Source organism: Burkholderia sp. Bp9090, from assembly GCF_003857985.1.
Taxonomy (GTDB): Bacteria; Pseudomonadota; Gammaproteobacteria; order Burkholderiales; family Burkholderiaceae; genus Burkholderia.
The window spans coordinates 1-13828 of sequence record NZ_QTPV01000079.1; the positions used below are offsets into that span (position 1 = coordinate 1).

Below are 13828 nucleotides of genomic sequence, written 5' to 3' on the forward strand. Positions count from 1 at the left end.
TGGCGTCCCCTAGGGGATTCGAACCCCTGTACTCACCGTGAAAGGGTGATGTCCTAGGCCTCTAGACGAAGGGGACATGATCTTTTCAGATCTGTCTGACTTTCGCTATTCACTCATCATCAACAGCGAAGGCCGAAATTCTAACTGCTTTAAATCATTTTGTGAAGCATTTATTACTTACTACCGCTGCTTCGCAAATCAATTCGTTCTGCTCTGATGGTGGAGGTAAGCGGGATCGAACCGCTGACCTCTTGCATGCCATGCAAGCGCTCTCCCAGCTGAGCTATACCCCCTTGCAGAACAGAAATGAGATTATATGGACCGAATTTGAACTTGTAAATACCCTTTTTGCGATTCGAGCGAAATTTTTTGCGAAGCCGCCGTGACACCCTGCGCGAGCGGCTTCGCATCCGCTCAAACCTCAGGCCAGCGCGGCCTCGATACGCGACACCACGACGTCACGACCGAACAGCACGAGCACCGCGTCGATCGACGGCGTATGCGTCGTGCCCGCCACCAGCAGGCGCACCGGCATCGCGAGCTGCGGCATCTTCAGCTTGTGCGCGCCGAGCGTCGCCTTCAGCGCGGCGGACACCGCTTCCTTCGTCCAGTCGGCCGCCTTCAGCGCGGCGACGAGATCGGCCAGTGCCGGGCGCACCGCATCGGTCACGTGCTGCGCGAGCGCATCGGCATCCGGCGCCGGCACGCGGTAGAACATCGCGGCGCCTTCGGCGATCTCCTTGACCGTCGTCGCGCGGTCCTTCATCAGGCCGACCACCGCATCGAGCGCGGGGCCCGTCGCGATCGCCGCGTCGTCGATCCCGAGCGCGTCGAGGAACGGCTTCGCCAGCGCGGCGAGGCGCGCGTTGTCCGCTTCCTTGATGTAATGGGCGTTCAGCCAGCTCAGCTTGCTGTGGTCGTACTGCGCGGGCGACTTGCCGAGATGCTCGAGGTCGAACCATTCGACGAACTGCTCGCGCGAGAAGATCTCCGCGTCGCCGTGCGACCAGCCGAGGCGCGCCAGGTAGTTGACGACGGCCTCCGGCAGGAAGCCGGCGTCGCGGTACGCCATCACGCTCATCGCACCATGCCGCTTGCTCATCTTCTCGCCCTGCTCGTTCAGCACGGTCGGCAGGTGCGCGTAGACGGGCGGCTCGCCGCCGAGCGCGCGCAGGATGTTGATCTGGCGCGGCGTGTTGTTCACGTGGTCGTCGCCACGGATCACGTGCGTGATGTTCATGTCCATGTCGTCCACGACCACGCAGAAGTTGTAGATCGGCGTGCCGTCCGGACGCGCGATCACGAGGTCGTCGAGCTCCTCGTTCGAGATCTCGACCCGGCCCTTCACCGCGTCGTCCCACACGACCGTGCCGGTCAGCGGGTTGCGGAACCGCAGCACCGGCTTCACGCCGGCCGGCGGCTCGGGCAGCACCTTGCCCGGCTCCGGACGCCACGTGCCGTCGTAGCGCGGCTTGAGGCCGGCCTCGCGCTGGCGTTCGCGCAGCGCGTCGAGCTCCTCGGCCGACATGTAGCACGGGTACGCGAGGCCCTGCTCGAGCATCTGCGCGAGCACCGCGCGGTAGCGGTCCATCCGCTGCATCTGGTAGATCGGGCCTTCGTCGAAATCCAGGCCGAGCCACTGCATCCCCTCGAGGATCGCGTCGACGGCTTCCTGCGACGAACGCTCGACGTCGGTATCCTCGATACGCAGCACGAACGTGCCTTTCATCTTGCGCGCGAACGCCCACGGATAGAGCGCGGAGCGGATGTTGCCGAGGTGGATGAAGCCGGTGGGACTCGGCGCGAAGCGGGTACGGACAGGACGGGTCATAAACGGTAACTCGAACGCCTGGGGCGCATGAATGATTCGACGCGGGATCGACGGCGACAGCCCGGACAGCACTGGGGCCGGCCGCGCCCGGAACGGGAAAGAAGCCGGAATTATACTCGCGCCGCCCTTCGCGCCAAGCGCGCCGCTTGCTTTATGATGTGCGCGCCGCGGCCGCCAGCCGGCGCCGCGCCGGCCGCGCGGTTTGTGCCGCGCGGCCGCTCGGAACCTATCGCCGCCGCGGGCCGCACGGCCCGCCGCCAAGCCGCCGGAGAACCATTCGATGTCGTCCCCTCGCCTGTCGCGCCGTCACTTCACGATCGCTTGCGCATCCGCCAGCCTCGCCGCCTGCACGTCGTTCGGCGACAAGTCCCGCCCCGACAACGCCGCGAATCCCGCGCAGTCGCGCGAGAAACCCGTGAAGATCGGCATCGCGCTCGGCGGCGGCGCCGCCCGCGGCTTTTCGCACATCGGCGTGCTGAAGGCGCTCGAGGCGCGCGGCATCCCGGTCGAGATCGTCGCGGGCACGAGCGCGGGCTCGGTGGTCGGGGCGCTCTATGCCGCCGGGATGAGCGGGCTGCAGATCAACAAGATCGCACTCGACATGGATCAGGCGGCGATCAGCGACTGGGCGCTGCCGTTCCGCTCGCGCGGGCTGCTGCAGGGCGTGGCGCTGCAGAACTTCCTGAACAAGACGCTCAACAACCGGCCGATCGAAAAGATGGCGAAGCCGCTCGGCATCGTCGCGACGGACCTGCAGAACGGCCAGCCGATCCTGTTCCAGCAGGGCAATACGGGGCTCGCGGTGCGCGCGTCGTGCAGCGTGCCGTCGGTGTTCGAGCCCGTGAAGATCGGCAACCGCGAATATGTCGACGGCGGCCTCGTGAGCCCGGTGCCCGCGTCGTTCGCGCGCAAGATGGGCGCGAGCTTCGTGATCGCGGTCGACATCTCGTCGCGGCCGGACGGCGCGGCGACCAACAACCCGATCGAGATGCTGCTGCAGACCTTCACGATCATGGGCCAGACGATCAAGACCTACGAGCTCGACAAATACGCGGATGTCGTGATCCGCCCGAACCTCGCAGCGATGGGCGGCAGCGACTTCAACCAGCGCAACGCGGCGATCCTCGCGGGCGAGGAAGCCGTCGCGCGCGTCATGCCCGAGCTGCAGCGCAAGCTCGCGGCGGCCCGCGGCGTCGCGGCGGCATAAGCGGCGCATCGCGGCGCGCGGCGCACGACAGCGAGCGCGCCACCGACGATGGCACCGCCACCAGCCGCTTGCGCACGCCCCAAAACAAAAAACCCTGCCGCCTTCCAGTGACAGGGTTTTTTGGATCCGGCGGTTCGCCGGCGAGCGTCGGTCAGTTGCTGCCGTTCGCCGCGTCGTCGCCGATCGTGGCACGCACGCGCTGGCGCAGGTCGTCGGCCTTCATCGGGAACTCCGACTCGAGCCGGCGCGCACCGGTGAAACGCTTTTCCCAGTAGCCGCTATCGAGATCGTCGACGCGAATCGTGCTGCCCGTCGACGGCGAATGCACGAACTTGTTGTCGCCGATATAGATGCCGACGTGCGAGAACGTACGGCGCATCGTGTTGAAGAACACGAGGTCGCCCGGCTTCAGGTTGCTCATGCTGACCTTCTCGCCGACGCGGCTCATCTCTTCGGCGCGACGCGGCAGCGACATGCCGAGCGTGTCCTGGAACACGTAGCGCACGAACCCGCTGCAGTCGAGGCCGGAATCCGGCGAGTTGCCGCCCCAGCGGTAACGCACGCCGATCATGTTCAGCGCACCGACGACGACGTCGCCTGCCTTGCCCGCCATGCCGGCAAGAAACGACTTCGCGCCGCCGCTCGACGACTGGGCATTGGTCTGCTGGGGGGAGGAGCTCGACCCGATTTGAGTCGAATTCGTGACATTCTGGTTAAAACTGCTGACTTCGTCGGCGAACGCGCCGGGAGCTGCTGCGAACAGGGCGCCGATAAACAGCCCGGCGAGGGTACGCGCGCATGCCTGGGTCAGGGATCGATGCTGCATTGGTCGATGGAATGTGCTTAAAAATCAGCTGATTGGCGGAAAATTTCGGTCGATACTAGCCAGCGCGTAATCGTTTGTCAAAACAAATTAAAAAATACAATCGAGATAGTCAGACCATTGGACGCCTATCACGCTTTCCAGACCGCTTTCAACAGCTTTTGTGTGTAAGGATGTGACGGTTTCGTGAAGATATCGGCCACGTCGCCGGACTCGACGATCGCCCCGTCCTGCATCACCGCGACCCGGTGCGCCATCGCGCCGATCACCTCCAGGTCGTGGCTGATGAATACATAGCCGAGGTTGTATTTCTGTTGCAAATTCGCGAGCAGCTTCAGCACCTGCTGCTGGATCGACACGTCGAGCGCGGACGTCGGTTCGTCGAGGATCAGGATGCGCGGCTCCAGCACGAGCGCACGCGCGATCGCGATCCGCTGGCGCTGCCCGCCCGAGAATTCGTGCGGATAGCGATGCAGCACCGTGCGGTCGAGGCCGACTTCGCGCAGCACGGCCAGCGACTTCGCGCGCCGCGCGTCCGGCGTGAGTTCCGGGCGATGCAGTTCGAGCCCCTCGCCGACGATCCGCTCGATCGTGTGACGCGGCGACAGTGAACTGAAGGGATCCTGAAAGACGACCTGCATGTTCGAGCGCAGCGCGGTCTGTTCGCGGCCGCGATAGGTCGACAGCGCACGCCCCTGGAATTCGATCTCGCCGTGGGCCGTCCTTTGCAGCCCGAGCAGCGCCATCGCGAGGGTCGACTTCCCGGAGCCGGATTCGCCGACGATCCCGAGCGTCTCGCCCTGCCGCACCGACACGGACACGTCCGCGACCGCCGTCACGGGCGTCGTGCCGAACCAGCCTGCGAAGCCCGGCCGCTTGCGCGCGAACTGCACGCTGACGTGGCGCGCATCGAGCACGACGGGCGCGATCGGCATCACCGGCGCGACCGCGCGCTGCGGCCGGCTGTTCAGCAGCCGCTGCGTATACGGATGCTCCGGCTCCGCGAAGATCCGCTCGACCGGCCCGCTTTCGACCAGCTTGCCGCGCTCCATCACCGCGACCCGCTCGGCGAAGTGCCGTACGAGGTTCAGGTCGTGCGTGATCAGCAGGATCGCCATCCCGCGCTTTTCCGCCTCCTCGCGCTGCAGCTCGAGCAGCAGGTCGACGATCTGCGCGCGGATCGTCACGTCGAGCGCCGTGGTCGGTTCGTCCGCGAGCAGGAGGCGCGGCCGGCAGGCGAGCGCCATCGCGATCATCGCGCGCTGCCGCTGGCCGCCCGACAACTGGTGCGGGTAACTGTCGACGCGCCGCTCCGGCTCCGCGATGCCGGTACGCGCAAGCAGCGCGATCGCGCGCTTGCGCGCCTCCACCGCCGTCACGCCGTCGTGCAGCACGATCGTCTCGCCGATCTGCGTGCCGATCGTGTACAGCGGGTTGAGCGCCGTCATCGGCTCCTGGAAGATCATCGCGATGTCCGAGCCGCGCAGCCCGCGCATCTCGCGTTCGCTCTTGCCGGCGAGGTCATGCCCGGCGAAGCGGATCGTGCCGCTCACGTCGGCGTCGCGCAGCAGCCGCAGGATCGACAGCGCGGTCACGCTCTTGCCCGATCCCGACTCCCCGACGAGCGCGACGCGCTCGCCGCGGCCGATCGCGAGCGTCACGTCGTCGACGGCCACCGTGTCGCCGAAGCGCACCTGCAGATGTTCGAGCGACAGCAGCGGCTCACCCGCGTTCGATACGACCGTGCTGCTCATCGCTGGCCTCCTGCCGCGCGCACCGAGTCGGCGATCCGCGTGTCGAGCGCGTTGCGCAGCGCGTCGCCCATGAAGGTCAGCAGCAGCAGCGTCGCGACCAGCACGCCGAACGTCGACAGCGAGATCCACCATGCGTCGAGGTTGCCCTTGCCCTGCGCGAGCAGCTCGCCGAGGCTCGGCGTCGGCGGCGGCACGCCGAGCCCGAGGAAGTCGAGGCTCGTGAGCGCGAGGATCGCGCCGCTCATCCGGAACGGCAGGAACGTGATCACGGGCGTCATGCTGTTCGGCAGCACGTGGCGCCAGATGATCTGCCAGTTCGTGAGCCCCATCGCGCGGGCCGCGCGCACGTAGTCCTGCGTGCGGTTGCGCAGGAATTCGGCACGCACGTAGTCGGCCAGGCCGATCCAGCCGAACAGCGACAGCAGCACGATCAGCAGCAGGAAGCTCGGCTCGAAGATCGACGCGAAGATGATCAGCAGGTACAGCTCGGGCAGCGAACTCCAGATCTCGATCAGCCGCTGCCCGACGATGTCGATGCGCCCGCCGAAGAAGCCCTGCACGGCGCCCGCGGCGATCCCGAGCAGCGTGCCGATCGCGGTCAGGACCAGCCCGAACTCGACCGACACGCGGAACCCGTACACGAGCCGCGCGAGCAGGTCGCGCCCCTGCGCGTCGGTGCCGAGCCAGTTCGCACGCGACGGCGGCGCCGGGTTCGGCACGCTCGAGAAATAGTTCAGCGTGTCGTAGTAATAGCGGTTCGGCGGATACACGACGAAGTTGCCCGGCGCCTCGAGCCGCTTGCGGACGTACGGATCGAGATAGTCGGCCGGCGTCGGGAAGTCGCCGCCGAAGGTCGTCTCCGGATACGCATGGAACATCGGGAAATAGGTCTGGCCGTCGTAGCGCACGACGAGCGGCTTGTCGTTCGACCACAGCGGCGCCGCGAGGCTCGCGGCGAACGCGACGACGAAGATCACGAAGCTCCAGTAGCCGAGGCGCTGCTGGCGAAAGCGCTGCCAGACGCGGCGCGCGGGCGACGGCGACACGCGCGCACGGGCCGCGTCGATGCGGGACGACACGACGGCCCGGTTCATCGCGCACCTCGCCCGGCGAGCGCGGGCAGGCGGACAGGCGCGCCGGCGAGTGGCGTGCTGGCGGACGGTTTCATGTCAGCGCTCCAGGTTGTCGAATTGAATGCGCGGGTCGACCCACACATAGCAGAGGTCCGAGATCAGCTTGGTCGCGAGCCCGATCAGCGTGAACAGGTACAGCGTGCCGAGCACGACCGGATAGTCGCGCCGCACGACCGACTCGTACGACAAGAGCCCGAGGCCGTCGAGCGAGAACAGCGTCTCGATCAGCAGGCTGCCCGTGAAGAACGCGCCGATGAACGCGGCCGGAAACCCGACGATCAGCGGCAGCATCGCGTTGCGGAACACGTGCTTCCACAGCACGGTGCGCTCGGCGAGCCCTTTCGCGCGCGCGGTCAGCACGTATTGCTTGCGGATTTCGTCGAGGAACGCGTTCTTCGTGAGCATCGTGATGACCGCGAAGCTGCCGACGACCGACGCCGTGATCGGCAGCGCGATGTGCCACAGATAATCGAGCACCTTGCCGGCGAGCGACAGCTGGGAAAAGTTGTCCGACGTGAGCCCGCGCAGCGGGAACAGCTGCCAGAACGAGCCGCCGCCGAACAGCACGAGCAGCAGCACGCCGAGCACGAAGCCCGGAATCGCATAGCCGACCAGCACGACGAGGCTCGTCGCGACATCGAACGGCGAGCCGTTGCGCACGGCCTTCGCGATGCCGAGCGGCACGGAGATCAGGTAGGTGACGAAGAACGTCCACAGCCCGATGCTGATCGACACCGGCAGCTTCTGCACGACCAGCGACCACACGCTCTGGTGGCGGAAGTAGCTGTCGCCGAGATCGAAGCGCGCGAAACGCTTCAGCATCAGCCAGTAACGCTCGAGCGGCGGCTTGTCGAAGCCGTACAGCGCCTTGAGCTGTGCGAGCTGCTGCGCGTCGACGCCGGTGTGCGCGCGCATTCCGAACGGCGCCGCGCCCTGCTCCGTCGCGCCCTTGCGCAGTTCCTGCACGGCCTGTTCGACCGGGCCGCCCGGCACGAACTGGATCACCGCGAACGTGAGCGTGAGCACGCCGACGAGCGTCGGGATCATCAGCAGCAGGCGTTTGAGGATGTAGCTCCACATAGGGCGTCGACTCGCGATCGATAGGCTGGGTTGAACGAAGGGCCGGCAGGCTTCAGTGATCGGGCTTGGCCCACCAGGTCGATACGACCCAGCCCTCGGCCGAATAGTACAGCGGCAGCGTTTGCGGATAGCCGAGCGTGCGCTTGTATGCGATCCGGTGCGTGGTGCTGTACCACTGCGGAACGGCGTAATAGCCGTGCATCAGCACGCGGTCGAGCGCATGCGTCGCGTCGAGCAGGTCCTCGCGCGTCTGCGCGGCGCCGAGCGCATGCAGCAGCGCGTCGACGGCCGGCGACTTCAGGCCGATGATGTTGTCGGAGCCCGGCTCGTCCGCGAACTTGCTGCCGTAGCGCGAGAACTGCTCGGCGCCCGGCACCTGCACACCCGGCAGGCGAACCGTCGTCATGTCGTAGTCGAACGCGTCGAGGCGCTTCTGCAGCAGCGCGTAATCGGCCGTGCGAAAACGCGCGTCGATACCGAGCTTCGCGAGATTGCGCTGGTAGGCGGTCACGACGCCTTCCATCGCCGCGCCCGAATCGTCGAGGATCTCGAACGTGAACGGCTCGCCCTGCGCATTGCGCAACGCGCCGTCGCGGTAGGTCCAGCCGGCCTGCGCGAGCAGCGCGCGCGCCTTCAGCAGGTTCGCGCGCAGCGAGCCCGGCGGGTTCGTGTTCGGCTGCGTGACCATCGGGCCGAACACGGCCGGGTCGAGTTGCGTGCGCAACGGCTCCAGCAGCTTCAGTTCGCCCGGGCCCGGCGTACCGGTCGCCTGCAGGTCGGTATCGGCGAAATAGCTGTCGAGGCGCGTGTACGCGCTATAGAACAACTGGCGGTTCAGCCATTCGAAGTCGAACGCGAGATCGAGCGCCTGGCGCACGCGCACGTCGCGAAACAGCGGCCGGCGCAGGTTCATGAAGAAGCCCTGCATGCCCGCGCCGTTGTGCTGGCGGAACTCGCGCTTGACGAGCTCGCCGCTGTCGAAGCGCTTGCCGACGTCGCGCCGCGTCCAGTTGCGCGCGATGTATTCGACCAGCACGTCGTACTCGCCGGCCTTGAACGCCTCGAGCCGCGCGACGCCGTCGCCATAGAGCTTGTAGACGATCCGCTCGAAGTTGTCGGTGCCGACCCGCACCGGCAGGTCGGCGCCCCAGTACGCGGGATTGCGCCGATAGGTAATCGTGCGGCCGTTGTCGTAGCGCTCGATCAGGTACGGGCCGCTGCCGATCGGCTGCTCGAACGCGAGCTGGTCGAACGGAATCCGCGAACCGTCCGCGCGCAGCCCCCACTTGCGCGAGAACACCGGCACGCCGCCGGCGATCAGCGGCAGCTCGCGGTTCGTGCTGCGGAACTCGAAACGCACGGTCGCGCGATCGACCACCACCGCCTTCGCGATCTCGGCGAAATACGCGCCGAACTGCGGTGCGGCCTGCTTGCTCTTCAGCGTGTCGAACGAAAACCTGACGTCGTCAGCCGTGACCGGATCGCCGTTCGAAAAGCGCGCGCGCGGGTTCAGGTGAAACGTGACCGAGCGGCGGTCCGGCGCGATCGCGATGTCGTCGGCGAGCAGCCCGTAGGCGGATGCCGGTTCGTCCATGCTGCCGGTCGCGAGGCTCTCGAACAGCAGGTCGATGCCCGGTGCGGGGTTGCCGCGCATCGTGAACGGATTGAACTTGTCGAACGACGTGAGCCGGCTCGGGTTCGCGAGCACGAGCGTGCCGCCCTTCGGCGCGTCGGGGTTCACGTAGTCGAAATGCCTGAAGCCTGGCGGATATTTCGGCTCGCCGTACTGCGCGATCGCATAGGCCGCGTGCGCGGCGGTTGCAGCCAGTACCGCCTGTAGCGTCCATACTGCCGCCGTGCGGCCGGCGGCCCGTGCCGCATGCGCGGCGCCGAAGCGGATGCGGGTAGCGGCGGTCCGGGGCGAACCCTTCGTCATAGAGGCCCTGTCGGTCGATTGAGGGATGGAACGTGGGTCGATTCTACCCATTCAATTCGACGTCGAGCCAACTTGCGGGTTTTCGCGCATGGCACCGGCACGTTGCGGCTGCCGCGTGCGACTCGCACAGGCAAAGAAAAACCGCCCGGTGTTCAGTTCACACGGGCGGTTTTCCTTCGAGGGCGCGCACGCATCGCGCGTGCGCCGCAGATCGATCAGCGCCAGCCGTTGTGACGGCCGTTGTCCCAGTGACCGCGATCGCCGTGCCAGCCGCGGCCATGATGGCGATACCACTCGTCGCGGCCCCAGTAGCGGCGGCCGTCCCAGTAGCGATCGCCGTGCCAGCCGATCACGATCGCCGGGGCCGGCGCGTAGACGGGCGCCGGCGCATACACGGGCGCCGGCTGGTAGACGACCGGCGGAGGCGGCGGCGCATACACGGGCGCGGGGGCGACGTAGACCGGGGCCGGCACGCCGACGTTGATCCCGACATTGACTCCCGCCATTGCTGCGCCCGACACGAGCAAGGCCGTCATACCGGTCAAGAGCGAGGCAATACGCAAAGTCTTCATGGATTCCTCTTCGAGTTGTTTCATGTGTGATTCGACTATAACGGCACGCACAGTCTCCGCATATTTCAAGTTTGTAAGAACTGATGCGCTGCATCGCACGTGGAAGCGTCCGCTAACGTCTTGTAACAATTGACGCGCTGCCGCGATGTCCGTTCCGCCGTTTCCTGAAACATCTTTCATCCTGGCCCGCGTCCGCGCCGAGCGACGCCACGCACACCGCGCGGCCACAATGACAAAGGCGGCACTCGCGTGCCGCCTTTGATGCATGAATGCGCATGGAGATCGTCCGCTGCGCCGCGATGCCGCTCAGCCGCTCTGGGCTCAGCGCGACATCATGTTCATGCTGACGTTGTGCATCACCCACAGCGTGCCGACGATCAGGATCGCCGCCGTCAGCACGGTGTAGCTGAACGCCATCACGTTCCAGCGTTGGCCGGACGAACCGTTCATGTGCAGGAAGTACACGAGGTGCACGACGATCTGCACGAATGCGAGCACGGCGAGCGCGATCAGCGATGCGTGCGGCGACAGCACGCCGCCCATCACGAGGCCGAACGACGCGGCCGTGAGCAGCACCGACAGGATGAAACCGGCGACATAGCCGCCGACGCTGCCGTGCCCTTCTTCGAGTTGCGACGAATGCGAATGGGCCATTTAGATCACGCTCGCGAGATAGACAAAGGAAAACACGCAGATCCACACGATGTCGAGGAAATGCCAGAAGAGGCTCAGGCACGTCAGACGCCGCAGGTCGCGATCGGTCAGGTCGCCGCCGCGCAGCACGACCTGCCCGGCGAGCACGATCATCCACACGAGGCCGGCCGTCACGTGCAGCCCGTGCGTGCCGACCAGCGTGAAGAACGCCGACAGGAACGCGCTGCGCTGCGGGCCCGCGCCTTCCGCGATCAGGTGCGAGAACTCGCGCAGCTCCATCGCGAGGAACGCCGCGCCGAGCACGAATGTCACCGCGAGCCACGCGAGCAGCGCGCCGCGCCGCTGCTTGTACGCGGCCAGCATCGCGAAGCCGTAGGTGATGCTCGACAGCAGCAGCGCGGCGGTTTCCACCGCGACGCCCGGAATGTCGAACAGGTCCTTCGCGGTCGGACCGCCCGCGTACTGGTTGCCGAGCACCGCGAACGTCGCGAACAGCGCCGCGAAGATCACGCAGTCGGTCATCAGGTACAGCCAGAAGCCGAACACCGAGTGCGACGGCGGATGGTCGTCGTGCTCGAGCAGGGTTGCGCTCAGGGTTTTCTGCAACATCAGTTGGCCTCCAGTTCCACGTCGTCGACACGCGTGGCCACGCGCGCCGCCGGTTGCTTCTCTTCGATCCTGCGCACCTTCGACGCCGGGATGTAGTAGCCGTCGTTGTCACGCGAGCTGTAGACCACGAGCGTCGCGACGATGCCGACCAGGCCGCCGATCGCCATCCACCAGATGTGCCACACCAGCGCGAAGCCCAGCACCAGGCTGAAGACCGCGACCACGAGACCCGCGCACGTATTCGACGGCATGTGGATGTCGCGGATCGCCGCCGGGTTCGGCCGGCCGTCGCCGCGTGCCTTCATGTCGGCGTACGCGTCGAGCGTGCGCACCTGCGGGATCACCGCGAAGTTGTACTCGGCCGGCGGCGACGAGGTCGCCCATTCCAGCGTGCGGCCGCCCCACGGGTCGCCCGTGGTGTCGCGATATGCCGGCAGGTTGCGGTTGCGGATACTGACCACCAGTTGCAGCAGCTGGCACGCGATGCCGATCGCGATCAGCACGGCGCCGAACGCGGCGACCAGCAGCCACGGATGCCACGCCGGATTGTCGTAGTGGTTCAGGCGCCGCGTCATGCCCATGAAGCCGAGCACGTAGAGCGGCACGAACGCGACGTAGAAGCCGACCTGCCAGAACCAGAACGCAGCCTTGCCGAGCTTCTCGTTCAGCTTGAAGCCGAACGCCTTCGGGAACCAGTAGTTGAAGCCCGCGAGATAGCCGAACAGCACGCCGCCGATGATCACGTTGTGGAAGTGCGCGATCAGGAACAGGCTGTTGTGCAGCACGAAGTCCGCGCCCGGGATCGCCATCATCACGCCGGTCATGCCGCCGAGCGTGAACGTGACCATGAAGCCGATCGTCCACAGCACCGGCGTCGTGAATTCGATCCGGCCGCGGTACATCGTAAACAGCCAGTTGAACACCTTCACGCCGGTCGGGATCGCGATGATCATCGTCATGATGCCGAAGAACGCGTTCACGTTCGCACCGGAGCCCATCGTGAAGAAGTGATGCAGCCACACGAGGAACGACAGCACCATGATCGCGCAGGTCGCATACACCATCGTCTTGTAGCCGAACAGCGGCTTCTTCGAGAACGTCGCGATGACTTCCGAGAAGATGCCGAACGCCGGCAGGATCAGGATGTACACCTCCGGATGGCCCCACGCCCAGATCAGGTTCAGGTACAGCATCGCGTTGCCGCCGGCTTCGTTCGTGAAGAAGTGCATGCCGAGGTAGCGGTCGAGGCCGAGCAGCGCGAGCGTCGCGGTCAGGATCGGGAACGACGCCATGATCAGCACGTTCGTGCAGAGGGCCGTCCACGTGAACACCGGCATCTTCATCAGCGTCATGCCCGGCGCGCGCATCTTGATGATCGTCACGAAGAAGTTCACGCCGGTCAGCAGCGTGCCGACACCCGAAATCTGCAGCGCCCACAGGTAATAGTCGACCCCTACCCCCGGGCTGAACTGCAGCTCCGACAGCGGCGGATACGCGAGCCAGCCGGTCTGCGCGAACTCGCCGATCACGAGCGAGATGTTGATCAGGATCGCGCTGACCGCCGTCATCCAGAACGAGAGCGAGTTGATGAACGGGAACGCGACGTCGCGCGCGCCGATCTGCAGCGGCACGACGAGGTTCATCAGGCCGACCATGAACACCATCGCCATGAAGAAGATCATGATCACGCCGTGTGCCGTGAAGATCTGGTCATAGTGGTGCGGCGGCAAGTAGCCGGGCGCGTTGTACGCGAGCGCAAGCTGCATGCGCATCATGATCGCGTCGGCGAAGCCGCGCAGCAGCATGATCAGCGCGACGATGATGTACATCACGCCGAGTTTCTTGTGGTCGACCGTCGTCAGCCATTCCGTCCACAGCCACTTCCAGCGGCCGGTGATCGTCAGTGCGGCGAGAATGCCCAGCACGACCAGCCCCATGAAGGCGCCTGCCACCATGATGATGGGCTGATCGAACGGGATCGCCGCCAGTGTGAGTTTGCCGAACATGCGTTACCCCTTCGTGCCGCAGGCGGCGTCCTTCAGATCGAGGACGTGGCCATCGTTGTATTTCGCGATGATGTTGTGGAAGAGCCGCGGATCGACCGACGAGAAGTAGCGCACGGGCGCCTTCTCGCTCGGCTGCGCGACCGTGCCGTACGCGGTCATGTCGAGCCGGTCGGACGACGCCTTCACCTTCCGCACCCACGCATCGAACTGCTCGCGCGGCTCG

At 66.1% G+C, this 13828-nt stretch carries 12 protein-coding genes and 2 tRNA genes; 1 reads left to right on the plus strand and 13 read right to left on the minus strand.

Features of this window, described 5'->3' with window-relative positions:
• The 3 genes from DIE16_RS35765 to gltX all read right to left on the minus strand — a co-directional run bounded on the left by DIE16_RS35765 (window position 1) and on the right by gltX (window position 1831).
• A tRNA-Glu gene (locus DIE16_RS35765) sits at window positions 1-76 on the minus strand.
• A 141-nt stretch (window positions 77-217) separates the two neighbouring features.
• Window positions 218-293, minus strand: a tRNA-Ala gene (locus tag DIE16_RS35770).
• 128 nt (window positions 294-421) lie between these two features.
• Window positions 422-1831, minus strand: coding sequence for a glutamate--tRNA ligase (gene gltX, locus DIE16_RS35775; RefSeq protein WP_124488272.1), 1410 nt, complete (start codon window positions 1829-1831; stop codon window positions 422-424).
• 280 nt (window positions 1832-2111) lie between these two features.
• Between gltX and DIE16_RS35780 the strand changes: the two genes are divergently transcribed.
• On the plus strand, window positions 2112-3038 hold the full coding sequence (locus DIE16_RS35780; RefSeq protein ID WP_044847962.1) for a patatin-like phospholipase family protein: 927 nt from the start codon (window positions 2112-2114) through the stop codon (window positions 3036-3038).
• 151 nt (window positions 3039-3189) lie between these two features.
• On the opposite strand, the gene DIE16_RS35785 is transcribed toward DIE16_RS35780, so the two are convergent.
• The 10 genes from DIE16_RS35785 to DIE16_RS35830 form a co-directional block, all read right to left on the minus strand.
• A complete protein-coding gene (locus DIE16_RS35785; protein ID WP_044847963.1) occupies window positions 3190-3864 on the minus strand; it encodes a C40 family peptidase in 675 nt (224 codons plus the stop codon).
• A gap of 128 nt (window positions 3865-3992) precedes the next feature.
• Complete coding sequence (locus DIE16_RS35790; protein WP_124488273.1) at window positions 3993-5615, minus strand: ABC transporter ATP-binding protein; 1623 nt, start codon at window positions 5613-5615, stop codon at window positions 3993-3995.
• Window positions 5612-6709, minus strand: a complete 1098-nt coding sequence (locus tag DIE16_RS35795) for an ABC transporter permease (RefSeq protein ID WP_124488274.1) — start codon at window positions 6707-6709, stop codon at window positions 5612-5614. The genes DIE16_RS35790 and DIE16_RS35795 overlap by 4 nt, the downstream gene beginning before the upstream one ends.
• A 75-nt stretch (window positions 6710-6784) precedes the next feature.
• Window positions 6785-7828, minus strand: a complete 1044-nt coding sequence (locus tag DIE16_RS35800; RefSeq protein ID WP_124488275.1) for a microcin C ABC transporter permease YejB — start codon at window positions 7826-7828, stop codon at window positions 6785-6787.
• A gap of 52 nt (window positions 7829-7880) precedes the next feature.
• The gene (locus tag DIE16_RS35805; RefSeq protein ID WP_124894402.1) at window positions 7881-9764 is read right to left on the minus strand and encodes an extracellular solute-binding protein; all 1884 of its coding nucleotides are present in this window, start codon (window positions 9762-9764) and stop codon (window positions 7881-7883) included.
• A 215-nt stretch (window positions 9765-9979) separates the two neighbouring features.
• Entirely contained in the window at window positions 9980-10336 is a 357-nt protein-coding gene (locus DIE16_RS35810) for a hypothetical protein (RefSeq protein WP_044848002.1), read from the minus strand.
• A 321-nt stretch (window positions 10337-10657) separates the two neighbouring features.
• Window positions 10658-10990, minus strand: coding sequence for a cytochrome o ubiquinol oxidase subunit IV (gene cyoD / locus DIE16_RS35815; RefSeq protein ID WP_011352504.1), 333 nt, complete (start codon window positions 10988-10990; stop codon window positions 10658-10660).
• Window positions 10991-11599, minus strand: coding sequence for a cytochrome o ubiquinol oxidase subunit III (gene cyoC / locus DIE16_RS35820; RefSeq protein WP_124488277.1), 609 nt, complete (start codon window positions 11597-11599; stop codon window positions 10991-10993).
• Window positions 11599-13605 (minus strand): cytochrome o ubiquinol oxidase subunit I, encoded by a 2007-nt coding sequence (cyoB, locus tag DIE16_RS35825; RefSeq protein WP_044847969.1) that lies wholly within the window; start codon window positions 13603-13605, stop codon window positions 11599-11601. Before cyoB ends, cyoC begins: the two co-directional genes overlap by 1 nt.
• Before the next feature lie 3 nt (window positions 13606-13608).
• On the minus strand, window positions 13609-13828 hold a 220-nt coding region (locus DIE16_RS35830; protein WP_185735554.1), incomplete at its 5' end, for a COX aromatic rich motif-containing protein.